Annotated in this window: 19 protein-coding genes; 6 read left to right on the forward strand and 13 right to left on the reverse strand. The window is 67.3% G+C overall.

All coding sequences use genetic code 11. From position 1 onward, the window contains the following. Positions 1-193 precede the first annotated feature (193 nt). Both AC3A6F_RS07055 and AC3A6F_RS07060 read left to right on the forward strand, forming a co-directional pair. Positions 194-2,107 (forward strand): flagellar assembly protein A, encoded by a 1,914-nt coding sequence (locus AC3A6F_RS07055; protein ID WP_487679259.1) that lies wholly within the window; start codon positions 194-196, stop codon positions 2,105-2,107. 124 nt (positions 2,108-2,231) lie between these two features. Next, positions 2,232-2,747, forward strand: coding sequence for a chemotaxis protein CheW (locus AC3A6F_RS07060; RefSeq protein WP_487679261.1), 516 nt, complete (start codon positions 2,232-2,234; stop codon positions 2,745-2,747). Positions 2,748-2,988: 241 nt separating this feature from the next. On the opposite strand, the gene AC3A6F_RS07065 is transcribed toward AC3A6F_RS07060, so the two are convergent. From AC3A6F_RS07065 to dapC, 7 genes are all read right to left on the reverse strand, one after another. Continuing rightward, on the reverse strand, positions 2,989-4,998 hold the full coding sequence (locus AC3A6F_RS07065) for an ATP-binding cassette domain-containing protein (RefSeq protein WP_487679263.1): 2,010 nt from the start codon (positions 4,996-4,998) through the stop codon (positions 2,989-2,991). A 209-nt stretch (positions 4,999-5,207) separates the two neighbouring features. Then, positions 5,208-6,101, reverse strand: coding sequence for a 50S ribosomal protein L3 N(5)-glutamine methyltransferase (gene prmB, locus AC3A6F_RS07070; protein ID WP_487679265.1), 894 nt, complete (start codon positions 6,099-6,101; stop codon positions 5,208-5,210). A 32-nt stretch (positions 6,102-6,133) separates the two neighbouring features. Beyond that, positions 6,134-7,270 carry a succinyl-diaminopimelate desuccinylase gene (gene dapE / locus AC3A6F_RS07075; RefSeq protein ID WP_487679267.1) on the reverse strand — a complete coding sequence of 379 codons (1,137 nt, stop codon included), beginning with the start codon at positions 7,268-7,270 and terminating at the stop codon, positions 6,134-6,136. Further along, positions 7,267-7,626, reverse strand: coding sequence for an ArsC family reductase (locus AC3A6F_RS07080; RefSeq protein WP_487679269.1), 360 nt, complete (start codon positions 7,624-7,626; stop codon positions 7,267-7,269). Before AC3A6F_RS07080 ends, dapE begins: the two co-directional genes overlap by 4 nt. A gap of 132 nt (positions 7,627-7,758) precedes the next feature. Continuing rightward, a complete protein-coding gene (locus AC3A6F_RS07085) occupies positions 7,759-8,901 on the reverse strand; it encodes a PilT/PilU family type 4a pilus ATPase (RefSeq protein ID WP_487679271.1) in 1,143 nt (380 codons plus the stop codon). Positions 8,902-9,033: 132 nt separating this feature from the next. Next, complete coding sequence (gene dapD / locus AC3A6F_RS07090; protein WP_123072115.1) at positions 9,034-9,858, reverse strand: 2,3,4,5-tetrahydropyridine-2,6-dicarboxylate N-succinyltransferase; 825 nt, start codon at positions 9,856-9,858, stop codon at positions 9,034-9,036. 44 nt (positions 9,859-9,902) lie between these two features. Further along, entirely contained in the window at positions 9,903-11,117 is a 1,215-nt protein-coding gene (gene dapC, locus AC3A6F_RS07095) for a succinyldiaminopimelate transaminase (protein WP_487679273.1), read from the reverse strand. A 147-nt stretch (positions 11,118-11,264) separates the two neighbouring features. On the opposite strand from dapC, the gene AC3A6F_RS07100 reads away from it, so the two are divergent. Continuing rightward, positions 11,265-12,023, forward strand: coding sequence for a YoaK family protein (locus AC3A6F_RS07100; RefSeq protein ID WP_487679275.1), 759 nt, complete (start codon positions 11,265-11,267; stop codon positions 12,021-12,023). A 36-nt stretch (positions 12,024-12,059) separates the two neighbouring features. Here AC3A6F_RS07100 and AC3A6F_RS07105 read toward each other — a convergent pair whose 3' ends face one another. The 3 genes from AC3A6F_RS07105 to AC3A6F_RS07115 all read right to left on the reverse strand — a co-directional run bounded on the left by AC3A6F_RS07105 (position 12,060) and on the right by AC3A6F_RS07115 (position 16,513). After that, positions 12,060-12,401: a DMT family transporter gene (locus tag AC3A6F_RS07105; RefSeq protein WP_487679277.1), complete on the reverse strand. Its 342-nt coding sequence runs from the start codon at positions 12,399-12,401 to the stop codon at positions 12,060-12,062. After that, a complete protein-coding gene (locus AC3A6F_RS07110) occupies positions 12,398-15,409 on the reverse strand; it encodes a sensor histidine kinase (protein ID WP_487679279.1) in 3,012 nt (1,003 codons plus the stop codon). The genes AC3A6F_RS07105 and AC3A6F_RS07110 overlap by 4 nt, the downstream gene beginning before the upstream one ends. Before the next feature lie 63 nt (positions 15,410-15,472). Beyond that, positions 15,473-16,513, reverse strand: coding sequence for an AraC family transcriptional regulator (locus AC3A6F_RS07115; RefSeq protein WP_487679281.1), 1,041 nt, complete (start codon positions 16,511-16,513; stop codon positions 15,473-15,475). Positions 16,514-16,624: 111 nt separating this feature from the next. On the opposite strand from AC3A6F_RS07115, the gene AC3A6F_RS07120 reads away from it, so the two are divergent. Genes AC3A6F_RS07120 through AC3A6F_RS07130 form a run of 3 tightly spaced genes read left to right on the forward strand, consistent with a single transcriptional unit; the run spans position 16,625 to position 21,401 of the window. Then, the gene (locus tag AC3A6F_RS07120) at positions 16,625-18,232 is read left to right on the forward strand and encodes an FAD-binding oxidoreductase (RefSeq protein ID WP_487679283.1); all 1,608 of its coding nucleotides are present in this window, start codon (positions 16,625-16,627) and stop codon (positions 18,230-18,232) included. Beyond that, positions 18,229-19,824, forward strand: a complete 1,596-nt coding sequence (locus tag AC3A6F_RS07125) for a glycerol-3-phosphate dehydrogenase/oxidase (protein WP_487679285.1) — start codon at positions 18,229-18,231, stop codon at positions 19,822-19,824. The genes AC3A6F_RS07120 and AC3A6F_RS07125 overlap by 4 nt, the downstream gene beginning before the upstream one ends. Beyond that, positions 19,791-21,401 (forward strand): FGGY-family carbohydrate kinase, encoded by a 1,611-nt coding sequence (locus tag AC3A6F_RS07130; RefSeq protein ID WP_487679287.1) that lies wholly within the window; start codon positions 19,791-19,793, stop codon positions 21,399-21,401. Before AC3A6F_RS07125 ends, AC3A6F_RS07130 begins: the two co-directional genes overlap by 34 nt. A gap of 4 nt (positions 21,402-21,405) precedes the next feature. Here AC3A6F_RS07130 and AC3A6F_RS07135 read toward each other — a convergent pair whose 3' ends face one another. From AC3A6F_RS07135 to AC3A6F_RS07145, 3 genes are read right to left on the reverse strand one after another with little or no spacing between them, the layout of a single operon-like run. Then, positions 21,406-21,810 carry a GFA family protein gene (locus AC3A6F_RS07135; protein ID WP_487679289.1) on the reverse strand — a complete coding sequence of 135 codons (405 nt, stop codon included), beginning with the start codon at positions 21,808-21,810 and terminating at the stop codon, positions 21,406-21,408. A gap of 1 nt (position 21,811) precedes the next feature. Beyond that, positions 21,812-22,765 (reverse strand): 3'-5' exonuclease, encoded by a 954-nt coding sequence (locus tag AC3A6F_RS07140; RefSeq protein ID WP_487679291.1) that lies wholly within the window; start codon positions 22,763-22,765, stop codon positions 21,812-21,814. Between the two features lie 60 nt (positions 22,766-22,825). Continuing rightward, complete coding sequence (locus AC3A6F_RS07145; protein ID WP_487679292.1) at positions 22,826-24,184, reverse strand: diguanylate cyclase; 1,359 nt, start codon at positions 24,182-24,184, stop codon at positions 22,826-22,828. Between the last annotated feature and the right edge of the window lie 150 nt (positions 24,185-24,334).

Below are 24,334 nucleotides of genomic sequence, written 5' to 3' on the forward strand. Positions count from 1 at the left end.
GTACCTGGCGCGTTTTTGCTGGATTTCGCCGCAAATGTCGTCTGCCGCAACCGTGTCGGGCCTGTAACAAATTTTCTTTTTAGAAATCTAGTTGCCATATGTTTATTTAGATTGCGCAACATGCTATGTTTACGTCCACCTTACTGTTGGCGGGTATCTGTCGCCAACACTCTTCGCCAAGTGGAGCGTGAACGTGTCCGACCTTGCCGTACCACCCGACGCCGTGTCTGTCGCGTCCACCGCCGTCCGCTTCGAATCCACCGGACCCGAACACTGTATCGCCAGGCGTGACGATGGCGTGTATGCCGATCCCGAAGTGCTCGGCACCACGCTGGCGGCGGCGGTCGACGGCATCCTGCGTTCCAACCATTACCTGGCCGGCCTCGATTACCCGGTCCTGATCAAGGCCGTGTACGGCCACGGGCCCGACCTGCCGCGCGATGCGGCCGGGCGGGTCGTGGTGCGCATCGCGGCCGACATCGTGCCATTCACGCCGCAGCGCCAGGCCCTGTACCGCTCGGTCAAGATCGCCGACGGCCAGGCCGAATACTATTTTGAGCCCGTGTTCGAGCGCGACGAGGAAGGCAATGATCGCCAGACCCGGCTCGACGCCGACGAGTTCGTCGCCGATATGTGGGTCAAGGGCATCCGCTTCGGCGCCGAGGTCGAGGCCATCCGCAGTCACATCGCGAGCGGCGCGGCCGGCCGCTACGTGGTGGCGCGCCGCCTCGAGCCGCTGCCCGGCGTGGATGCCGGCGTCGAGGAAGTCGCCAACGAGCTGCACCGCAGCGACGCGCCGCGCCAGCTCGCCAACGGCAAGCTCGACCTGATGAGCTTCCAGAACCGCTTCCCGCAAGTGGCGGCCGGCACGCGCCTGCTGCGCAAGGTGCCGCGTACCAGCGGCAGCCCCGGCTTCGACCTGAACGGCATCCCGATCGCGCCCGAGGTGGGCAAGGACCTCGACCTGGCCACCTATGCGGCCGACGGCACGGCGGTCGAGCTGGCGCCGGAAGGCGAGTTCCTGGTCTCCCGCCAGGACGGCTTTTTGAGCGTCGATCCCAAGAGCATCCGCATCGCCATCACCGACAAGATCGTCAGCCGCGACGGCGTCAGCGCCAAGACCACCGGCAACCTGCACCTGGCCGGCGACTACGAGGAATTCGGCGAAGTGCAGGAGCAGCGCATCATCGAGGCCGAGAGCATCACCGTGCACGGCGACGTCTACGGCCACCTGATCTCGCGCGGCGGCGCCATCCTCCTGCGCCGCAACCTGGTCGGCGGCAGCGCGCGCAACCTCGATGGCGGCGTGCGGGTGCTGGGCGTCGCGTCCCAGGCGACGATCCAGGCGCCCAAGGGCGAGGTTCGGCTCGAGCGCGCCGAGAACTGCGTGATCTCGGGCGCCCGCATCCGGATCGAGACCGCGATCAACTGCGAGATCATCGGCGACGAGGTCGAGGTGGCGCATGCCGAGGGCAGCGCCATCGCCGGGCGGCGCGTGGCGATCGGCCGCGCCGCGCCGTGGAAGCAGGGCGAGATGCTGGTCTGGCTGCTACGCCCGGACTGCGCGCGCGTCGATGCGGCGATGGCGCAGGTGCGCGAGCGGATGGACCAGTTCGCCCAGCTGGCGGCGCAGCGCCGCAGCGCGATGGAAGCCCTGACCGCCCAGCCCGAGATGCGCAAATACCTGTTGATCGCGCCACGCTTGCGCAAGGGCGAGCTGGTGCTCACGCCGGAACAGGAACCGCAGTTCCGGCGCCTGACGGCCAGCGTGGCGCCGGCGCTCAAGGAACTGGGGCGGCTGTCGCAAGAAGCCAAGACGCTCGACGGCGAGCGCCAGGGCGGCATGGCGCTCATGAAACGGTTCGAGGCCCAGCGCTTCGAGCGGGTCGGGTCGGCCGGGGTGGCGATCGGCATGCTGGCGGGCGAGGTGCAGGTGCTGGCGCTGCCTTACGAACCCGACTTCGGCTGCGTCTGGGACATCACGGCGCGCGATGTCAAGCTGCGCCTGCGCGACACCAAGGGCAGGGAAGTGCTGCACGCGGGCTGCGAGGGCGCCTGGTCGTGGGACTCGTCCATGGCCGCGGCACAGGCGCAGGCCGCTTCCTGAATGTGACCCGCCGGGCAGGGCAGCTCCAAGGCTGGAGTTGACTACAGTCAACATCGGGGACGGGGGCGCGGCATACGATGGTGATCGCACCCATAAAGGATCCGCCATGGTCACCTTGCCCAGCATGCTCCACGCTTCAGTCCCGCGCGCTTGTGTCTCGCGTTACCCCGCGCCGCGCAGTAGCGCCTCACGGGAATTCCTCAGCTTCATGCTCGACGGACAGGAATACGGCCTCGATTGCGCGCGCGTGCAGGAACTCAAGCTGCTGGGATCCCTCGAGCGCTTCGCCACCGACGGCGAAATCATCGGCGGCGTGGCGCTGTCGCATGGGGTAATCATGCCGGTGGTCGACATGCGCGCGGGCGGCGCGCAGGCGATGGCCGCAGCCACGGGGCCGGGCCGGTCGGCGCCGGATACCGACGTGATCATCCTGCGCCTGTCGAGCGGGATCATCGGCATGGTGGTCGAGAGCGTGACCGGCATCGTGCACGTGCGCCCTGAAGCGGTGCAACCCCTGCCGGGCGCGCCGAGCGCGGGCTACCTGATCGGCATCGCCCGCATCGATGGGCGCAAGGTGGTGTTGATCGATATCGACCGCTTGATGTCCTTGTCACCCCGGGGCCCGTTGCGGGCCGCGTGATGGTGGCGGAGTGCTAACGCAAATTCTTCTACGTGCCTAAACCCGTCGTTCCCGCGCAGGCGCACTGGTGTCCGGAATATTTATACGCAAAGTATGCATCGTCATCCCCGCGAAGGCGGGGATCCATGCTGAATCAAAGAATGTTCATGCTTTAGCGTAGTCTTGTCGCTTGTCGAAGGCGATTTTTGAGCCGCTGGTCGGTCGAACTTAGGTTCCCGCCTGCGCGGGAACGACGGTGTTTTCAGGCAGCAGGCACGGTCAACGCTTCCAGCTGCTCCTGGATCTCCAGCCACTCCATCTCGAGCGCTCCCAGGTCGCGCGCCGCAAAGGCCTGGTCGGCTACCAGCGTCTTGAGACGATCCTTGTTCGCCGCTTCGTAGATCGCCGGGTCGAGCAGCTCGGCGTCGATCGTCGCTTTCTTCGCGCTCAGCTTGGCCATCTGCTCGTCGATGCGCTTGACCCGGTTTTCCAGGGGTTTGCGCTGGGCCGCCATGCGCTGGCGCTCCTCGGCTTCGACGCGCTTCTGTTCCTTGCGCTCGGCCGGCGACACGGTCACGACAGGCGCGGGCGCGCTGGCCTTGGCGGCCGGCTGGGCCGCCTTGGCCGCCTGGCCGGGCAGGGCGTCGCCGCCCTTGCCCAGCTTGGTCTTGAACAGCCAGTCCTTGTAGTCGTCCAGGTCGCCGTCGAAAGGCTGCAGGCGGCCGTCGGCCACGATGATGAACTGGTCGGTGGTGGCGCGCAGCAGGTGGCGATCGTGCGAGACCACGACCAGCGTGCCTTCGAACTGGGCCAGGGCCATGGTCAGCGCCTCGCGCGTTTCCAGGTCCAGGTGGTTGGTCGGTTCATCGAGCAGCAGCAGGTTCGGGCGCTGCCACACGATCAGGGCCAGCGCCAGGCGCGCCTTTTCGCCACCCGAGAACGGCTTGATCGGGCTGGTTACCATCTCGCCCGGGAAGTTGAAGCTGCCGAGGAAGTTGCGCAGCTCCTGCTCGCGCACCGTCGGCGCGATCTTTGCCAGGTGCCACAGGGGCGATTCGTCGTGGCGCAGCATCTCGACCTGGTGCTGGGCGAAGTAGCCGATCGACAGGCCCTTGCCGATCGTCGCTTCGCCGGTCAGCGGCTTGAGTTCGCCCGCCACGGTCTTGATCAGGGTCGACTTGCCGGCGCCGTTCACGCCCAGGAGGCCGATGCGCTGGCCGATCGTGAGCGAGAAATCGATGTGGTTGACGATGGTCTTGGCGCCGACCTTGTCGCCATGTTCGTCGAGCAGCGGATAGCCAGCGTCCACGCCGTCGAGCACGAGCAGCGGGTTCGGGGCGGCCAGCGGCTCGCGGAATTCGAACGAGAATTCGGCGGCGGCGCGCAGCGGCGCCAGTTCTTCCATCCGCGACAGCGCCTTGATCCGGCTCTGCGCCTGGCGCGCCTTGGTGGCCTGCGCCTTGAAGCGGTTGATGAAGGATTCGAGGTGGGCGCGCTGGCGATTCTGCTTCTCGATGGCCGAGGCCTGCAGCACCATCTGGGCGGCGCGCTGGCGCTCGAAGCTCGAATAGTTGCCGCCGTAGCGTTTCAGCTTGCGGTCGTCGATGTGCACGATCACGTTCACGATCTCGTCCAGGAAGTCGCGGTCGTGCGAGATGATGATCAGGGTGCCCGGATAACGCTTGAGCCAGTCCTCGAGCCAGATGATCGCGTCCAGATCCAGGTGGTTGGTCGGTTCATCGAGCAGCAGCAGGTCGGAAGGGCACATCAGCGCCTGCGCCAGGTTCAGGCGCATGCGCCAGCCGCCCGAGAAGCTGGCCACCGGCTGGTTCATCTGGGCCAGCGAGAAGCCCAGGCCCAGCAGCAGCTGTTCGCCGCGCGACTGCACGGTGTAGGCGTCGGCGTCGGCCAGCATCCCGTGCAGCTCGCCCAGGCGCATGCCGTGGGCATCGGCGTCGGGATGCGATTCCAGTTCTTCCAGCTCGGCCTGGAGTTTGCGCAGGCCGACGTCGCCGTCGATCGCGTAGTCGAGCGCGGCGCGCTCGAGCGGCGGGGTCTCTTGCGCCACATAGGCCATGCGCCACTTGGCGGGGAAGTCGATCTGCCCCTGGTCCGGATGCAGCTCGTTGCGCAGCATGCCGAACAGGCTCGATTTGCCGGCGCCATTGGCGCCGATCAGGCCGATCTTGTCGCCCGGGTTGAGGGTCAGGTCGGCGTCGACGAGCAGCGGCTTGGTGCCGCGCATCAGGCTGACGTTCTGGATACGGATCATGGGAGTCTGTCTACTTAGTCGAACGGTTCGAACGGGTGTTGCTTCGTTATTGGCTCATGCACGTCGTCCCCGCGGAGGCGGGGACCCAAGTTTTCGTGAGCTGCATTACATCAAACGTAGCGGCAACGCATGCTTACTTGGGTCCCCGCCTGCGCGGGGACGACGTTCGAAAGTCGGCGCAGTCAATCGGCGCCGGCGAATCGCGTATTTTACTGCGCCGTTTGCAGCTGCTCGGCCGTCAGCAGGAATACCGCATCGTCGCCGATGCTGGTGGTCAGCCAGGTCAGGCCCAGGTGGCCGAAAGCGGCTTCGGCAAACTCGCGCTCGTTGCCGATCTCGACCACCAGGATGCCTTCGGGCGTCAGGCGTTCGGCGGCGCCGGCGATGATCTTGCGAACCAGGTCCATGCCGTCTTCGCCGCCGGCCAGCGCGATCTGCGGCTCGTTCAGGTATTCCGGCGGCAGGGTGCGCATCGATTCCGAGTTCACGTACGGCGGATTGGTGATGATCAGGTCGTACTTCTTGAACGGCACGTTTTCGTACAGGTCGGACTCGATCGGGTTCACGCGGCCTTCCAGCTTGTATTCGCGGATGTTGTGCTCGGCCACGGCCAGCGCGTCCTTCGAGATGTCGACCGCATCGACCACGGCGTTCTCGAAGGTGTCGGCCATCATGATTGCCAGGCAACCGCTGCCGGTGCACAGTTCGAGCACGTTCTCGACGCCTTCCGGATCGGTCAGCCATGGGCTGAACTGCTGGGGGATCAGCTCGGCGATGAAGGAACGCGGCACCAGCACGCGCTCGTCGACGTAGAAGCGGTATTCGCCCAGCCAGGCTTCCTTGGTGATGTAGGCGGCCGGCACGCGTTCGGTGACGCGGCGCTCGATCACGGCCAGCACCTGCAGCACTTCGTCGGGCAGCAGGCGGGCGTCGAGGAAGGGCTCGAGGCGGTCCAGCGGCAGTTTCAGGGTGTGCAGGATCAGGTAGGCGGCTTCGTCGAAGGCTTCTGCGCTGCCATGGCCAAAGAACAGCTTGGCCCCGTTGAAGCGGGTGATGGCGTAGCGCAGCAGGTCGCGCGGCGTACTGAAGGTGGTGTTGGTCATGGCCTTGTTCTCGTGTTAGTTCAGCGCCCCGATCAGGCAGCCAGCAGGCATTGCAGCGTGCGGCGGTAGATATTCTTCAGGGGATCGATGTAGCGCAGCTCGATGTGTTCATCGATCTTGTGGATGCTGGCGTTCGGTGGCCCGAATTCTATCACCTGAGGGCAGATGCGGGCGATGAAGCGGCCATCGGAGGTCCCGCCGGTGGTCGACAGTTCTGCCTGCACGCCCAGTTCTTCCTTGATGGCGCCGCAGATGGTGTCCGACAGCGTGCCCTTCTCGGTCAGGAAAGGCTGGCCCGACAGCGTCCACTCCAGGTCGTAATCCAGGCCGTGGCGGTCGAGGATGGCGTGCACCCGCGCTTCCAGTCCCTCGGCCGTGCTGGCGGTCGAGAAGCGGAAGTTGAAGTCGATCGTCAACTGGCCCGGGATCACGTTGTTGGCGCCGGTGCCGGCCGCCATGTTCGAAATCTGCCAGCTGGTCGGCGCATAGTACTCATTGCCCTCGTCCCAGACCTCGGCCGTCAGCTCGGCCAGTGCCGGCGCGGCCTGGTGGATCGGGTTGCGCGCCAGTTGCGGATAGGCGATGTGGCCCTGAATGCCCTTGATGACCAGATGGCCCGACAGCGAACCGCGGCGGCCGTTCTTGATCGTGTCGCCCAGCACGTGGTTCGAGGTCGGCTCGCCGACCAGGCAGTAGTCCAGCACCACCCCGCGTTCTTCCAGCAGGTCGACCACGATCGCGGTGCCGTCGACGGCCGGTCCTTCCTCGTCGCTGGTGATCAGGAAGGCGATCGAGCCCCGGTGGTCGGGGTGGTCGGCGATGAATTCCTCGCAGGCGATCACCATGGCCGCGATCGAGGTTTTCATATCCGAGGCGCCGCGTCCATACAGCTTGCCGTCGCGCTGGGTCGGCACGAAGGGTGCCGACTCCCAGTGGTGCAGCGGGCCGGCCGGGACCACGTCGGTATGACCTGCGAACACGAACAGGGGCGCTTCGCTACCCTTACGCGCCCACAGATTGGTCACGCCGTTCGACTCGATGGTCTCGCAGAGAAAGCCCAGCGGCGTCAACAGCTCGATCAGGCGCTGCTGGCAGCCCTTGTCGTGCGGCGTGATCGAATCGAGCGCGATCAGCTCTTCGGTCAGCAGCAGGGTGCGGGAAGGTTTCACCTGGCGCTCTCGAACTTGCTGGTGTAGGCGTCGCTCGAGAAACCGACCGAGACCGGGCCGACGCCCGCAAGCACCGGGCGCTTGATGACGGACGGATTTTCCAGCATCAGGTCGGTCGCGCTGTCGGCATCATTGACTTGCGCCTTGCGCTCGTCGGACAGGTTGCGCCAGGTCATCCCCTTGCGGTTGACCAGCGTTTCCCAGTCGATGTCCTTCAGCCAGCCCTGCACCAGTTCGCGGCTCAGTCCTTGTTTCTTGAAGTCATGGAAGGTGAAGTCATGGCCGTTGTCGGCCAGCCAGGTGCGGGCCTTCTTGACGGTGTCGCAGTTGGGAATTCCGTAGAGAGTCGTAGTCATGGGCAATCATGGCCGCCAGGGCGGCGTAGTCGTTCGAAAAGCGTGAGGATAGTATGCGCGCGCGAGCGCACAAGGTCATTCAGGGCCGATTGTACACAGATGAGGCGCACGGGTGCGCCGCCTGGCGCCGGGTCAGGAATTGAGCGTGAACTCGGTGAACGAGGCGCCCTGCGGTTCGCTCGGCTTCTTTTGCTCTTCCTGCTGCACCTGGCTGTCCGGCCCATTGTTGAGCAGCCAGAGCAGGTTGGTGGCCGAATCGGCATTGGCCAGCGCCTCATCCTGCGTTATCAGGCCATCCTTGACCAGCTTGAACAGCGCGCCTTCGAACGATTGCGAGCCGGGCGACAGGCTCTTGTCCATCGCTTCCTTGATCTGGCCGATCTCGCCTTTCTCGACCAGGTCGGCGATGTAGCGGGTATTGAGCATCACTTCGACCGCCGCCTGGCGCGCACCGCCGGCCGCGGACTTCACTAGCCGCTGGGAGACGATGGCCTTGACGCTCGAGGCCAGGTCCTGCAGCAGGGCGCTGCGGTTTTCCATCGGGTAGAAACTGATGATGCGGTTCAGCGCGTTGTAGCTGTTGTTGGCGTGCAGGGTGGCCAGCACCAGGTGGCCAGACTGGGCGTAGGCCAGCGCCGCGGCCATCGTCTCACGGTCGCGGATCTCGCCGATCAGGATGCAGTCGGGCGCCTGGCGCATCGAGTTCTTCAGCGCGATGCCGAAGCTGCTGGCGTCGCTGCCGATCTCGCGCTGGTTGACGATCGATTTCTTGTTCTTGAAGAGGTATTCGATCGGGTCTTCGAGCGTGAGGATGTGGCCGGTGCGCTGCTCGTTGCGGTGGTCGAGCATGGCGGCGATGGTGGTCGACTTGCCGGACCCGGTGGCGCCGACCACCAGCAGCAGGCCGCGCTTTTCCATGATCAGCTCGGACAGCACGGGCGGCAGTCCCAGTCCGCCCAGCGGCGGGATGTCGGCCGGAACGAAGCGGAACACGGCCGAGATCGAGCCGCGCTGGCGGAAGGCCGACAGGCGGAAGCGCCCCAGGTTGGGGACCGACACGCCCATATTCAGTTCGTTGTCGCGTTCGAGTTCGAGCAGCTGTTCCGGCGTGGCCACTTCGGACAGCAGCGACAGGATGTTCTCGGGCTCGAGGCGATGCTGGTTGATGGGGATGAGGGCGCCGTTGATCTTGATGTGCACCGGGGAGTTCACGGCGAAGAACATGTCGGAAGCGTTCTTCTCTTTCATCAGCTGGAACAGGCGGTCCATGGCCATCGCATCGTCTCCGGTGTTTTCGGGTATTTCAGGGCCGGTTGGACGCGTCGGCGGCAGAGCCGCCAACCCTACGTAGGGTTGGCGGCTTCGCCGCCGACGCGTTCAACCAACGCATGCGCACTCGCGCAGAATTTACACGCCGCGCAGCAGCTCGTTGATGCCGGTCTTCGAACGCGTCTGCGCATCCACGCGCTTGACGATCACCGCGCAGTACAGGCTGTACTTGCCGTCGGCCGACGGCAGGCTGCCCGACACCACCACCGAACCCGATGGCACGCGGCCGTAGGTGACTTCGCCGGTTTCGCGGTTGTAGATCTTGGTCGACTGGCCGATGTACACGCCCATCGAGATCACCGAGTTCTCTTCGACGATCACGCCTTCGACGATTTCCGAGCGCGCGCCGATGAAGCAGTTGTCTTCGATGATGGTCGGATTCGCCTGCATCGGTTCCAGCACGCCGCCGATGCCGACGCCGCCCGACAGGTGGACGTTCTTGCCGATCTGGGCGCACGAGCCGACGGTGGCCCAGGTGTCGACCATCGTGCCTTCATCGACGTAGGCGCCGATGTTGACGTAGGACGGCATCAGGACCACGTTCTTGCCGATGAAGCTGCCGCGGCGGGCGACGGCCGGCGGCACGACGCGGAAACCGCCGCGTGCAAAATCTTCTGGGGTGTAGTCGGCGAACTTGGTCGGCACCTTGTCGTAGAACTGGATGTCGCCCGAAGCGACCGGCACGTTGTTCTCGAGGCGGAACGACAGCAGCACGGCCTTCTTGATCCACTGGTTCACGACCCAGGTGCCGGTGTCCTTTTGCGCCACGCGCAGGCTGCCGTCATCGAGGCCGGCCAGGACGTGGGCAACGGCGTCGCGCACTTCGGCGCTGGCGCTGTTCGGGCTGATGTCTGCGCGCTGTTCCCAGGCGGTGTCGATGATGGTTTGCAGTTGTTGGGTCATGATGCTGGTCTTTATTGAAATGAAAACAGGAATTCGTGGGGCCGTTACTTGAGGCCCTGGCAGAACTGAACGATGCGGTTGGCCGCCTCCAGTCCTTCGTCGACGCTAGCCACCAGGGCCATGCGGATACGGTCGCGCCCCGGATTGTGGCCATGCGCTTCGCGCGCCAGGTAGCTGCCCGGGAGGACCGTCACATTATAGTCGGCGTACAGGCGGCGTGCGAAGTCGGTGTCCGACAGGCCGGTGCGCCGCACGTCGGCCCACAGGTAGAAGCCGGCATCGGGCAGCTCGACGTCCATCACGTCCTTGAGCAGCGGGGTGATGAGGGCGAATTTTTCCTTGTACAGCACGCGGTTGTCGTGCACGTGATGCTCGTCGTTCCAGGCCGCGATCGAGGCCGCCTGCACCGGCGGCGACATCGCGCCGCCGCAATAGGTGCGGTAGAGCAGGAATTTCTTCATTGCGAGCGGATCGCCGGCCACGAAACCGGAGCGCATGCCCGGCACGTTCGAGCGCTTCGACAGGCTCGAGAACACGATCAGGTTGCGGTACGGTCGATCGCCGCCACTCCTGCCCAGCTGATGCGCCGCTTCCAGCGCGCCCAGCGGCGGGGCCGCGCCGGTATAGATCTCGGAATAGCACTCATCGGCCGCGATCAAAAAGCCCCAGCGGTCGGCCAGCTCGAACAGTTGGCGCCAGTCGTCCAGGCCCAGGGTCGCCCCGGTCGGGTTGCCGGGCGAGCAGACATAGAGCAGCTGCACGCGCGGCCACACATCGTCGGGCACGCTGCCGTAATCCGGCGCGAAGTTGCGCGCGGGTTCGGAGTTGACGAAGTAGGGCGTGGCGCCGGCCAGGTAGGCCGCGCCTTCGTAGATCTGGTAGAACGGGTTCGGGCACATCGCCAGCGCATCCGGCTTCGAGGCGTCGATCATGCACTGGGCGATCGCGAACAGCGCCTCGCGCGAACCGTTCACCGGCAGCACCATGGTGGCCGGGTCCAGCGCCGGGATGCCGTAACGGCGTTCCAGCCAGCCGGCGATGGCCGCGCGCAGGGGCTCGCCGCCCACGGTGCTCGGATAGCTGGCCAGGCCGGCCACCGAATGCGTCAGCGCCTTTTCGATAAAGGCCGGCGTCGGATGCTTCGGTTCGCCGATGCCCAGGCTGATCGCGGAATAGGCCGGGTTCGGTTTGACGTCGGCAAACAGCTGGCGCAGTTTTTCGAACGGGTAGGGGTGGAGCTTGTCGAGATGGGGATTCACGGCAGTCTTGGGCGCACAGCGGTGTGCGCTTTTCGATAATTTTTTATTATAGCTCTATGAATGGAAGAACGTTCGAGCGTACGGCAAGTGATTTGCGGTAACATTAATGATCACCGAACAGCGAATTCATCCGGAGAGCCATCCGCCGTGCCGATCAGTTACGCGCGCAGCCTGACAGGACATGAACGCACTCCCGGCGCCAACCGGCACCTGGGTGTGGCGCTGGCTTTCGTCGCCGGCGCGATCAATGCCGGCGGCTTTCTCGCGGTGCGCGAATACACGTCGCACATGACCGGCATCGTCTCCAGCGCGGCCGACCACCTGGTGCTGGGCGACACCGACCTGGTGCTGGCCGCGCTCGGCGCGCTGCTCAGCTTCCTGCTCGGCGCTGCCTGCACCGCCATCCTCGTCAACTACATCCGGCGCCGCGGCCTGCATAGCGGCTTCGCCTTGCCCCTATTGCTTGAAGCGATACTTCTGCTGGTGTTCGGCATTCTCGGCGCGCGCCTGGCCGGGATCGACGCGTTCTTCATTCCGCTGACCGTGATGCTGCTGTGCTTCATGATGGGGCTGCAGAACGCGGTCATCACCAAGGTCTCGCATGCCGAGATCCGCACCACCCACATGACCGGTATCGTGACCGACATCGGCATCGAACTGGGCAAGCTGGCCTACTGGAACGCCGACGGCCCGCTGCGTCAGCCGAAGGTCACGGCCAACCTGGGGCGCCTGATGCTGATGCTCTCGCTGCTGGGCGCGTTCTGCCTGGGCGGCGTGGTGGGGGCGCTGGGCTTCAAGCACCTGGGCTACCTGTCCACGGTGCCGCTGGCCGCCTTCCTGTGCGTGCTGGCGATCGTGCCGGTGGTCGACGATGCCGTGCGCGTATTGGGGCGGCACGACGCCTGACCGTGGCCGACAGGCGCAATCGCTTTTTTGGACCTCTTAGCGCACCAGCGCGAATGCCCCGGCCACGATGAGCACCATGCCGACGATCTTGCTGACGCTGAGCGGTTCGTTGAGCGCGGCCACGCCAATCGCGGCCACCGCCAGCATCGCCACGCCGGTCATTACCGGGTAGGCCAGGCTCATGTCCAGCTTTTGCAGGGCGACGGAATAGCACACGAAGCCGAGCGCATAGGTGGCGCCGGCGCCGCCGAGAAAGGCGAGCCGCACCAGATTCCAGTCGACGCCGTGCTGGTTCGACAGTTTGATGAGGAAGGTGGCGGCCGCGCTGGCAAGCGCCGCCAGCGCGCACCACAGATAGCCGGTCATGGCTGGGGTCATGGAGTTTCTTCTATTGAGGTGGAAAGGGCAGGCCGCGATTGTACCGCCTGATCGGGCTCGACCGGAATCGCCAGCGTGACCCGGGTGCCGGCCGGGCCGCTGTCGATGCGCAGCCGGGCGCCGATCTGGGCGGCGCGCTCGCGCATGCCTTGCAGGCCGAAGTGGCCGGGCCTGTCCGCGGCGCGCCCGTCCGCTCCCCCGTCGCTGACGGTCAGCGTCAGGCCGCGCTGGCCGGGGTCGGCCTCGAGCCGGACCGGGCCCGGCGTGTGCCGCAGCGCGTTGACCAGCGCTTCGCGCACGATCGCATGCACGTCGCGGCGCAGGCGCACCGGCAGCCGTTCGACGGCGCCCGGCGGCGCCGACAGCGCCAGCCGCTTGCCGCCGCCCGGGACGATGAGCTCGACGTCGCGCAGCAAACCCTCCCAGAAGGCGTCGGCGTCGGCGAAGCCCCGGCGCAGGCCCTGGACTTCGTCGCGGCCTTCTTCCAGCACCCGCTCGGCGTCTTCCATGACGCGCTCGAACTCGGCCCGCTCGCGGCTGTCGGCCGGCAGCCGGGCGACCACGGAATGCATCCTGAGCAGCATGCCCTGCACGCTCTGCAGGAAGGTGTCGTGCAGCGAGCGGGCGATCGATTCGCGTTCCCGCAGCCGCGTCAGCAGTTCGTCCTCGATGCGCCGCGCCAGGCGGCGCGTGCGCCGGCGATAGGCCAGGGCGATCAGGGACAGGAGCGCCAGCACGCAGGCGGCAAGGAACCACCAGGTCTGGTAATAGCGCGCCGGGATGTGCAATACCAGCGCCGTGGCCGGTCCGGCCACACCGCTCTCGTTGACGGCCATGACCTCGAAGGTATGCACCCCGGGCGGCAGGCGCTGGAAGAAGGCGCTGCGGCGCGCGCCCGCGTCCTCCCACTCCTTGCTGCCCGCGAGGCGGAAGTGGAAGCTCACTTTCTGCGGCATGCGCAGGCTGGGCGCCGTATAGTCGATCTGGACGGTCTCGGTGCCCTGGTCGAGCGTGACGTCGGCGCCGACCGGATAACGGCGCGCGCCGCTGGACAGGCCCAGCACCTCGACCTTTGGGGTGGCCGGATTGGGCGCGATCCGGCGCGGATCGATCCAGGCCAGGCCGCGCTCGCCGGCGAACCACAGCGTGCCGTCGCTGGCCATCGCGGCCGTGCGCGACAGCAGGCGCGACACGCCGCCGCCCAGGTAGCCGTCGGCGGCATCGAACAGCCGGCCGCGCAGCGCGATGCCGGGGTCGTTCATCGAGCGCGTCCAGTCTTCGGGCGTGACGCGGTAGATGCCGCGCTCGGCGTTGATCCAGCGTACGCCGGCGGTGTCGGTGACGATGCCGCTGGCCGCACCGATACCATCCGGCACGGCGGCGGCCAGGCGCCGGAAGCGCGCGCCTTCCAGCACCTGCATGCCGTCCTCGCCCGACACCAGCAGGGGCTGGCCCGGCACGATGAGGCTGAACTTGCCGACCTCCAGGCCGTCCGCGGCGCCGTACTCGCGCACCGCGTCGCCATTGACGATGCGCAGGCGGTTGCCGTAGAGGCCCAGGTAGCTGCGGCCGGCGGCGTCGAAGGACACTTCCTGCGGATGGTCTTCCTTGAGCGGCGGCCGGGTCCAGGCGCCGTTGCGGTAATGCCAGGCGCCCATGCGTCCGGTCCAGAGCCAGATTTCGTCATTGCCGGCCGTGAGGCGCCGGGGCCGGATGCTGTCGGCGGCCGCGCTGACCGCGGGCGGCAAAGGGATGCGCTCGACGCCCGCGCGGCCATGCCGCTCGATGCCGTGCCGGCCGCCCAGCACCAGCGTGCCGTCCGGTGCACTGTCGAGCACGTGGGTGGCGATGGGGTCGGGCAGGTCGCTCACCTTGCCATTCTCGATGCGCACCAGGCCGGCCGTATCGTCCAGCCGCTGGACCCGCACCGCGACGATCCCGCCGTCCGGGTGCCGGGCTGGGTGGGAGATGCCGCGGTCGAGCAGTTCCGGCACCATGTGCACGGCGTGGTCGCGCAGCCGCTCCAGGCCCGAGGGCGTGCCGACCCAGATGCTGCCGTCGCCGTCTTCCATCAGCGCCAGCACCGACAGGCTGGTCATCTGCCACGCCTGGTCGAGCCGCTCGGCGGCGCCCACCGGCGTGAAACGCTTGCCGCGCTGCCAGTCGGCCGGGCGCAGCACGCAAACGCCGACCGGGCAGTTGCCGGACCAGACGTTGCCGTCGCGGTCGAACAGCGACTGGTAGGTGTTGGCGCTGCCCGGCGGGGCAGGCACGCGGCGCGGCGAGGGCGGCGCCACGCGCTCGAACTCTTTGCCGAGCACCAGCCATACGCTGCCGTCCCGCGCCTCGAGCAGCATCGAATCGCCGCGCACCGGGCGCAGTCGATGAAACCGCGTCGCGCCGGCCTCGCGCAGATAGAGCGCCGCGCCGTCGGTGGCCCAGACCCGGCCGGCGCCGTCGGCCAGCACGTATTCGGCGCGCGCGCCGTCATAGCCGAGCTCAGGGCCGATGCGCACGACGCGCTCGCCATCGCCCCGGAACAGGCCGCGCCAGCCGGCGATCCAGGGCGCGCCATCGGCGCCAAGGGAGATCGCGAATACGCTGCCGCTCTGCTCGGGCGTGAGCAGATGCCGGTAGCGCCCCTTGCGCAGCACGCTCAGTCCGCCACTGCCGTGGCCGATCCACAGTTCGCCGTCAGGGCCGGGCCGCAGCGCGCTGATATTGTTGTTCTGCAGGCGGCTGCCGTCGAGGGTTTCGAACGGCAGGAAGCGCAGGCCGTCGAAGCGCAGCAGGCCGGCATAGCGGCTGCCGACCCACAGCCAGCCGTCCTGGCTGCGCGCCAGCGCGTCCACGTAGCGCGGCGCGCCTTCCAGCTCGCCCCAGCGCTCATGGCGATAGCCGTCCAGCGCGATGGTCGGGTCGAGGGCGAGGGCGGCCGGCGCCCAAGCGCACGATAGTACGAGAAGCGTCGCGCGCAACCATGCCCGGAATCGGTAAATGATACTCATTCCCGGATTGTTGCAGTTAAATCATTCGCGGTCCAGTCGTCCGGGCCGATCATCGAGACCGATTCAGGCGGCCTGTTCGCGCCATGCCCCCGGATTCATGCCGCTCCATTCGCGAAAGGCGTGCGTAAACGCGCTCTGTTCCTGGAAGCCGAGCAGGAAGGCGATGTCGACTAATCCCAGCTCGCGCCGGCGCAGGTAGTCCTGGGCCAGGCCGTAGCGCACCGCATCGAGCACCTGCTGGAAGCTCGAGCTGGCGTCGGCCAGCTTGCGCTGCAGGGTGCGCGTCGACAGCCCCAGCTCGGCCGCCACCGGCGCCAGCCGCGCCTCGCCGCTGGTCAGGCGCGGCAGCAGGGCGGCCCGCACGCGCGCCACGATCGGGTCGACCCGGGTTGTGCGTTCTTCGAGCAGGCGCTCGGCGTGATGCAGCAGGAGCGGGTACAGGCTGGTATCGGCGTTTGGTACCGGCATCGCCAGCAGGGCGGCATCGACTGCGGCGCAGTTCAATGGCGCGCCGAAGTCCGGCGCGATGCCCAGCACGCGCAGGTATTCGGCATGGCCGTGGCCCGGGTCGGCATGCCGGACACGCAGCGCCAGCGGCATCAGGGGCCGCCCGGCCAGCCAGCTGCCGAACACGCGGATGCCGGCGAATACGCTTTCCACCAGGTGCCGGGTGGCGTCGGGATAGTGGCTGATCCATTCGTAATGGGCCTGGGCGCCGTGGAGCGCCAGGCCGCTGCGGCCCAGGTCGTGGGCCAGCGATTCGTAGCGCTGGGTCAGCTCCAGCGCATGGCCGAAGCTGTTGCAGGCCAGGAGCAGCATGCCGTAGGCGCTATAGGTGGCCGGGCGCGCCTTCTCGCCCACGTGCAGGCCGAAGAACGGGTCGTTCGCCAGGCGCGCGCCGGCTTCGAGCAGGCCGATGTAGCGTCGTGCGGGCAGGCTCTCGGGCAGCGGATCCAGCGACTCAGGGGCCAGGCCGGCGGCCTTGGCCAATGCAGGGAGGGTAAGCCCGCGCTCGAGGGCGGTTTCCAGCAGAGGCTGCAGATATGAACCGGTCACGCGCGCGTCCATGGGGGACGGTGGCGTGATTGAGCAAGGCTGTGTCATGAAAGCGCAATACGATTGGCGGGAGCGTCTTTAACGTGTTACCTGAGGTGATACCTGTAGTAATACTGAGATGGCAAAAAGAACAACTTGCAGTATAACGGAAAGTCATTGATGCGGCGTTGGAACGGTTGGGGGGACGAGTCGATTACGGTGCAGCTCGAAGGCGAGGCCCGCGCCTTCCTCGGCGCACGGCTGGGCCGGGGCACGGCCCAGCAGGACGCGACCTTCGAACAAGCCTGCGCCGGCCTGCCGCCGGGCCGCCTGCCGTCCCATCCGCTGATCGACGCCAGCAGCGCCACGCGCGCGCGCCACGCCCTCGGCCAGAGCCTGCCGGACTGGCTGCGCCTGCGTCACGGCCGCCTGGGCAATGTGCCCGACGGCGTCGCCTTTCCCGAGTCCGGCGCCCAGGTGCGCGAGCTGCTGGCCTTCGCCGCGCGCCACGATGCGGTGGTCATCCCCTACGGCGGCGGCACCAGCGTGGCCGGCCACCTCGACGTGGGCCACAGTTCCAACGGCGGCCTGCGCCCGAGCCTCTCCATCGACATGGGCCGCATGCGCGCCATGATATCGCTCGACCGCGAGGCGCAGCTGGCCTGCTTCGGGGCCGGCGTGTCCGGCGCCGATCTCGAAGCCCAGCTGCGCGCCCACGGCTATACCCTTGGCCACTATCCGCAGTCGTTCGAATACTCCACGCTCGGCGGCTGGATCGCCACCCGCTCGTCGGGCCAGCAGTCGCTGCGCTACGGCCGCATCGAGCAGCTGTTCGCGGGCGGGCGCATCGAGACGCCGTCCGGCACCCTCGACATCCCGACCTTTCCGGCCTCGAGCAGCGGCATCGACCTGCGCGAGATGGTGCTCGGTTCCGAGGGCCGCATGGGCGTGCTGACCCACGCCACGGTGCGCATCAACCGGCTGCCCGAGCACGAAGCCTTCCACGCGCTGTTCTTCCCCGACTGGGAACATGCGCTGCAGGCGGTGCGAACCCTGGCACAGGCGCGCCTGGGATTGTCGATGCTGCGCCTGTCGAACGCCGGCGAGACGGTCACCATGCTGGCGCTGGCCGGCCACGCCCGCCAGGTGCGACTGCTGGAGCGCTACCTGGAGTGGCGCGGCTGCGGCTCCCAGAAATGCATGCTGCTGGTGGGCGCCAGCGGCGCCAGGGGCCAGGCGCGCGAGGCGCTGCGCGCGGCGGTGGCCCTGGCGCGGCGCCAGCGCGGCGTGCACGTCGGGCGCGCGCTGGGCGAGCGCTGGCGTCGCAACCGCTTCCGCAGCGTCTACCTGCGCAATGCGGCCTGGGAGCAGGGCTATGCGATCGACACGGTCGAGACGGCGCTCGACTGGCCGCACGTGACGCCGGCGGTGACGGCGATCGAGCAGGCCGCGGCGGCCGCGCTGGAAGCATTCGGCGAGCGCGTGCACGCCTACACCCACCTGTCGCACCTGTATCCGCAGGGCGCCAGCGTGTATTCGACCTTCGTCTACCGGCTGGCGGGCGACTACCAGGCCGACGTGGCGCGCTGGCGCCAGCTGAAGGACCGGGTCTCGAGCGCGATCGTCGGCTGCGGCGGCACCATCAGCCACCAGCACGGCGTGGGCGTCGATCACGCGCCGTGGCTGGCGGCCGAGAAGGGCGAGCTGGGACTGGGCGCGATGGGCGCGCTGTTCCGCCACTTCGACCCCGAATGCCGCATGAACCCGGGCAAGCTGGTGACGCCATGAATCATACCTCTCAGGCCAACGTCTTCCCGCCAGGGCGCGACTGGGACCTCCTGGTGATCGGCGGCGGCATCACCGGCGCCGGCATCCTGCTCGAAGCCGCGCGGCGCGGCCTCAAGACCCTGCTGGTCGAGCAGAAGGATTTCGCCTGGGGCACCTCGAGCCGTTCGTCCAAGCTGGTGCACGGCGGCCTGCGCTACCTGGCCTCCGGCAACCTGCGCCTGACGCGCGACGCCGTGCGCGAGCGCGAAGCGCTGCTGCGCGCCGCGCCCGGCCTGGTCGAGCCGCAGGGCTTCGCCTTCGCCGACCACGGCACCGACGTCAAGCGGCGGCTGGGCTTCCTGGCCATGCTGCGCGTGTACGACATGCTGGCCGGCCGGCGCGAGCCGCACTGGGAGCGCCCGGAATCGTTCCGCATGCTGGCGCCGAATATCGCAGAAGCCAACCTTGCCGGCGGCATCCGCTACACCGACGCCAAGACCGACGACGCGCGCCTGGTGCTGCGCGTGATCGACGAGGCGCGCGCCCACGGCGCGGTCGCCTGCAACTACGTGACCGTGCAGTCGCTGGTGCGCGACGGCGGCAAGGTGCATGGCGCCATGCTGCGTGACGAACGCAGCAAGGCCGAGACGGCGGTGCGCGCGCGGGTGGTGATCAACGCCACCGGCACCTGGTCCGATCTGCTCGGCGGCGCGGCAGGCGGCAATGCAGGCAGCGATAAGCCCAATCGCGCGCCGCGCCTGCGGCCCCTGCGCGGCAGCCACCTGGTGCTGCCGGCCTGGCGCCTGCCGCTGGCGCAGGCGGTCAGCCTGCTGCACCCGGCCGACAGCCGCCCCGTATTCGCCTTTCCGTGGGAGGGCGTGACCCTGGTCGGCACCACCGACGTCGACCACGAGGAAGGGGTGAACACCGAGGCGCGCATCACACGTCATGAATTCGACTACCTGATGGCGGCGCTGCACGCCCAGTTCCCTCAGCTCGGGCTGAGCGACGTCGACGTCGTCGCCACCTTCGCCGGCGTGCGGCCGGTGATCGACAGCGGCCAGCACGGCGCGCCATCGTCCGAGAAGCGCGACCACTTCGTGTGGTCGGAGCCGGGCCTGGTCTCGGTGGCCGGCGGCAAGCTGACCACCTTCCGCTCGATCGCCCTCGACGTGCTGCGCCATGTGTCGCAGCAGTTGCCCGGCTGGCAGCTGCGTCCCGAGCGCGGGCCGGTGTTCGCACGGGTGTCGGTGCCGGCCCGCCACGACTTGCCGTCCGGCGTACTGCGCCGGCTGGCCGGCCGCTATGGCGCCCAGGCCAAGCCGCTGCTGCTCGCGGCGCGCAACGGCGAGCTGGAATGCATCCCGGGCACGCAGACGCTGTGGGCCGAGCTGCGCTGGGCTGCACGTTCCGAGCAGGTCTTCCAGCTGGACGACCTGCTGCTGCGCCGCACCCGGCTCGGCATCCAGCTGCCTAACGGCGGCCTCGACCAGATGCCGCGCATCCGCGCCATGTGCCAGCCGGAGCTTGGTTGGGACGATGCGCGCTGGGAAGCGCAGGAGCGGCGCTACCTGGCCGAGTGGCGCAAGCAGTACGGCGTTCCATCCGCCTGACCGTGCCCGACAGTCCGCGCGATCCGCTGCTGCTGGCCATCGACAACGGCACGCAGAGCGTGCGCGCCTTGCTGTTCGACTTGCAGGGCGAACTCGTGGCCCGGTCACAGGTGGCGCTGGACGCCTACCGTTCGCCGCAGCCGGGCTGGCACGAACACGACGTCGACGCCTACTGGCAGGCGCTGTGCCAGGCCTGCCGCCAGCTATGGACTCAGCCCGGCGCCGAGCGCGCCCGCGTGGCCGGCGTCGCCGTCACGGCCCAGCGCGGCACCGTGGTCAACCTGGACCGCGAAGGCCGCCCGCTGCGGCCGGCCATCACCTGGCTCGACCAGCGCCGCACCGAAGACGTCCCACAGATTGGGCCATTGTGGCGCGCGGCCTTTCGCGTGGCGGGCGTGGCCGGCACGATGCGGCACCTGGTCGGCGAGGCCGAGATCAACTGGATCCGCGCCCACCAGCCCGAGGTCTGGGATGCGACCGACAAGTTCCTGCTGCTGTCGGGCTACCTGAACTGGCGCCTGGGCGGCCGCTTCGTCGATTCGAGCGGCTCGCAGGTGGCCTATATCCCCTTCGACTACCGGCGCCGGCGCTGGGCCGAACCGCGCGCCTGGCAGTGGCAGGCACTCGCCGTGAAGCCTTCCATGCTGCCCGAGCTCGCGCCGCCCGGCGCGCGCCTGGGCAGCATCACCGCGCAGGCGGCGTTCGATACCGGCATCCCAGAGGGCTTGCCGCTGCTGGCGGCCGCCGCCGACAAGGCCTGCGAAGTGATCGGCGCCGGCTGCTGCGCGCCGCACGTGGCGTGCCTGAGCTACGGCACCACGGCCACCATCAACATCACCTCGAAACGCTATATCGAGGCGGTGCGCTTCGTGCCGCCGTATCCGAGCGCGCTGCCGGATGCGTACAGCATCGAGCAGCAGGTGTATCGCGGCTACTGGATGGTCAACTGGTTCAAGGAGCAGTTCGGCCACCACGAGCAATCGCGCGCGCTGCTGGAAGACGTGGCGCCGGAACGGCTGTTCGACGAGCTGGCCAGCAGCGTGCCGCCGGGATCGATGGGGCTGATGCTGCAGCCCTACTGGACGCCGGGCATCCGGTTGCCGGGGCGCGAGGCCAAGGGCGCGATCGTGGGATTCGGCGATGTCCATACCCGCGCCCACGTGTACCGCGCCGTCCTGGAAGGGCTGGCGTATGCGCTGCGCGAAGGCAAGGAGCGGATCGAGCGGCGCGGCGGCGTGCGCATTACCGAACTGCGGGTGTCGGGCGGCGGCTCGCAGAGCGATGCGGCGATGCAGCTCACGGCCGATATCTTCGGCCTGCCGACAGCGCGGCCGCATGTGTATGAGACGTCGGGGCTGGGGGCGGCGATCGATGCCGCCGTCGGGCTCGGGCTGTATCCGGATTTTGCCAGTGCGGTTGCGGGCATGACGCGGGTAGGAAAGGTGTTCGAGCCGATTCCCGCCAATCGGGCAGTCTACGAGCGGCTGTACAAGGACGTGTATTTGCGGATGTACCGGCGGCTGCGGCCGATGTATCGCGACATTGCGCGCATCACAGGCTATCCGCGCGGCGCCTGATTCGTTAGGGTATGTGCTCGGCGCCGGATGGCGGAACAACCCAGGCGTGCATGCGTTCTTCGTACACCGACACCGTCGGCGTCGGAAAGCGGGGATCGGCGAAGGCGCCGATCGGAATCGCGATGGTTTCCTCAGCGCCCTCGGTCTGGTAATAGACCGTCGCGCCGCACCCCGGGCAGAAGTGGAAATGCGCGCGCGAACCCTCGTCTCCCACCAGCACGAAACTGGTCGATGCGCCGGATATCACCACTTGCTCGCGCCGGAACCTGGCCTGCGCCGCGAACACGCTGCCGCTGCGGCGCTGGCAATTCAGGCAATGACAGATCGAGACGCGGAGCGGTTCACCGCTGACTTGCGCCCTCAACGCGCCGCAACTGCAAGACGCCAAACGTGTGCACGGCGTCTCCATCTTAGTCGTCGTCCTGCGGAATATCGAGCCACATCATATAGAAACCTTCGTTAGGCGAATCGCTGATCCTTCCTCCGCGGATCTTGGCTGCACATTCAAAATGCTTGAACTCAGCCAAGTCGCCCTCCACGACCGCCCGTCGGAAATCCTGGGCCATGCGGGGCGCCAGATTCCCCACCACTTCTTCGTTCAGCAAGACTTTTACGGCATTTGACATCGCTTCGATACGCAATTGCACTTGAATGTCGAGAACCGTCCCTTTTTGTGTTCGAGGGCCACATACGAGTTCGAACGCCTCTTGATGGCGTCGCGTCCCGAGAACCTCTATTCGAAACTGCCGCGGGCCCGTGATGGTCGGGATGACGGCGGGAGCTCCAGTCTTGATCGCTTTGTTTACGCCCTTGTCTGGTCTTGCTGGAACAGCGGCATGGCGGGACAGGAAATACACTTCCAGCGCCAGGAGCGTGTCGTTCAGCGCCCGATGTGCGGTGCCAGTGTCGAGTTGGAGATGAGAGGCGAGATAAACCAGTTTATGATTCGACAGATCGGGCCATGCTGCCCTTGCGCTGGCCAGCGCGCAATGTCCGATATTGCTGAGCGGCCGACGGCCATGCCGCTCGATGGCAGCATTGAGAAATTTCGCATCAAAATTAATGTTGAATGCCACCAGATCATGATCGCCCACGAAATCGATGAACTCGTCCAAGACCTCTTGCATTGGCCGGCCGCCGGCCTGCAACATCTCATCGGTGATGCCAGTCAAGTTCGTAATGAACCGCGGGAGTGGCTGATCGATGGAGATCAGCTGCGTCATATGAGGATGCGATTGCGCGCCGGGAATATATTTGACAGCGGCGACCTCAATGATGCGGTCCTTCTTAGAGCATAGTCCAGTAGTTTCAAAATCGAAGAAGACGATCGGTTCACCGGATCGGGGGTAATGGGAGTCGCGCATGGAGTAGTGATCGATATCGGGATGTCGGCGTCCGGCTGACGCGAAGAAGATCGGTTTATGTCAGTGCGCCATCCCGCCACGCACCTGCTCCCACGCCGCCCCCGCCTGCGCCGCCACCACCTGATTACGCCCGCGCGCCTTGGCCTCGTACATCGCGCGGTCGGCCGAGATGAAGAACGAACGGATATCGTCGAACAGGGTCGGCACGATGCACGCCACGCCCACGCTGACCGTTACCACGCCGGATCCCTCGGAGCGCGGATTCGGAATGGCCAGGCGCTCGATGTGGGCGCGGATCGACTCGCCGAGTCGCGCCGCCGCGCTGGAGCCGGTGTCGGCCAGCAGCACGACGAATTCCTCGCCGCCGTAGCGGGCGGCGAGGTCGGTCGGGCGCATCGCGTGCGATTGCAGCGCTTCGGCGATGGCCTGCAGGCAGGCGTCGCCGGCGGCGTGGCCCAGGCTGTCGTTGTAGCCCTTGAAATGGTCGACGTCGAGCACGATCAGCGACAGCGGCTGGCCGCTGCGGATGGCGCGCTGCCATTCCTTGTCCAGGAAGGCGTCGAAGTGGCGGCGGTTGGCGATGCGCGTCAGCGGGTCGATCAGGGCAGCGCGCTGCAGCGCCGTCTCGGACTGCTTGTGGTGGGTGATGTCGTGCAGCAGGGCGACGAACAGCGCCTCGCCGCCCGCCATCGGCGACAGGCTCAGGTCCATCGCGCGCATGGTGCCGTCCGACTGGCGCACCAGCACTTCGCGGGTGCCGCGGCAGCGCGCGGTCGCCTCGGCATCGAGCGGCTGGGCGAAGTAGTCGGCGTAGTCGTAGGCGGCGGGCGGCTCGACCAGGTCGGCCAGCAGTTCGCCTTCCAGCACTTCCTTGGGCTGGGACAGGAAGCGTTCGCAGGCCGGATTGGCGTACACCACGCGGCCCTCGCAGTCGACCAGCATCAGGCCCTCGTCCATGCCGTCGACGATCAGCTGCAGGCGCTCGGCCTGCTGCTTCTGGCTTTCGCTGCTGCTGCGCAGGCGCAGTTGGGCGCGCACGCGGGCGCATACCTCGGCCATGCGCACCGGCTTGGCGATGTAGTCGGCGGCGCCGATGTCGAAGCCGGCGACGATGTCCTCGGTCTCGCCGCAGGCGCTGACGAAGATGACCGGGATGTGGGCGGTATCGGGCTGGCGCTTCAGGCGGCGGCAGATTTCCAGGCCGTCGAGGTCGGGCAGGATGACGTCGAGCAGGATCAGGTCGGGCTGGACGCGGGTGGCGATGTCGAGCGCGCGCTTGCCGGAACTGGCGACGAAGGTCTGGTAGCCCTGCTGGCGCATCATGTCCTGCAGCAGCCCAAGGCTGTCGGGGGCGTCGTCGACGATCAGAATCGCGGATTGGCGCGCCGGTGCGGCGAGCGCTAGGGCAGGATGCATCATCGGTGGCGGGCAGACCTCATCAGTGACGAGAAATCATACTCTTTTACACGCAGATTTTGGACAGTTAACCTTGCCTAAAATCCACGAGCCGATGCAATTGTTGCACTATCGCAACTGACCCGCCATTGGCCCGGCTATGCCCGGCAAATG

The organism is Massilia sp. Soil_C_3 (genome assembly GCF_057657035.1).

Bases quoted from the DNA above. Each gene is read 5' to 3' on its own strand.
- AC3A6F_RS07110 (WP_487679279.1), bottom strand. From the start codon at position 15,409: ATGAGTATCATTTACCGATTCCGGGCATGGTTGCGCGCGACGCTTCTC.
- AC3A6F_RS07125 (WP_487679285.1), top strand. From the start codon at position 18,229: ATGAATCATACCTCTCAGGCCAACGTCTTCCCGCCAGGGCGCGACTGG.
- prmB (WP_487679265.1), bottom strand. From the start codon at position 6,101: ATGACCAACACCACCTTCAGTACGCCGCGCGACCTGCTGCGCTACGCC.
- AC3A6F_RS07080 (WP_487679269.1), bottom strand. From the start codon at position 7,626: ATGACTACGACTCTCTACGGAATTCCCAACTGCGACACCGTCAAGAAG.
- AC3A6F_RS07065 (WP_487679263.1), bottom strand. From the start codon at position 4,998: ATGATCCGTATCCAGAACGTCAGCCTGATGCGCGGCACCAAGCCGCTG.
- AC3A6F_RS07060 (WP_487679261.1), top strand. From the start codon at position 2,232: ATGCTCCACGCTTCAGTCCCGCGCGCTTGTGTCTCGCGTTACCCCGCG.
- AC3A6F_RS07105 (WP_487679277.1), bottom strand. From the start codon at position 12,401: ATGACCCCAGCCATGACCGGCTATCTGTGGTGCGCGCTGGCGGCGCTT.
- AC3A6F_RS07120 (WP_487679283.1), top strand. From the start codon at position 16,625: ATGCGGCGTTGGAACGGTTGGGGGGACGAGTCGATTACGGTGCAGCTC.
- AC3A6F_RS07145 (WP_487679292.1), bottom strand. From the start codon at position 24,184: ATGATGCATCCTGCCCTAGCGCTCGCCGCACCGGCGCGCCAATCCGCG.
- AC3A6F_RS07135 (WP_487679289.1), bottom strand. From the start codon at position 21,810: ATGGAGACGCCGTGCACACGTTTGGCGTCTTGCAGTTGCGGCGCGTTG.
- dapD (WP_123072115.1), bottom strand. From the start codon at position 9,858: ATGACCCAACAACTGCAAACCATCATCGACACCGCCTGGGAACAGCGC.
- AC3A6F_RS07115 (WP_487679281.1), bottom strand. From the start codon at position 16,513: ATGACACAGCCTTGCTCAATCACGCCACCGTCCCCCATGGACGCGCGC.
- AC3A6F_RS07140 (WP_487679291.1), bottom strand. From the start codon at position 22,765: ATGCGCGACTCCCATTACCCCCGATCCGGTGAACCGATCGTCTTCTTC.
- AC3A6F_RS07085 (WP_487679271.1), bottom strand. From the start codon at position 8,901: ATGGCCATGGACCGCCTGTTCCAGCTGATGAAAGAGAAGAACGCTTCC.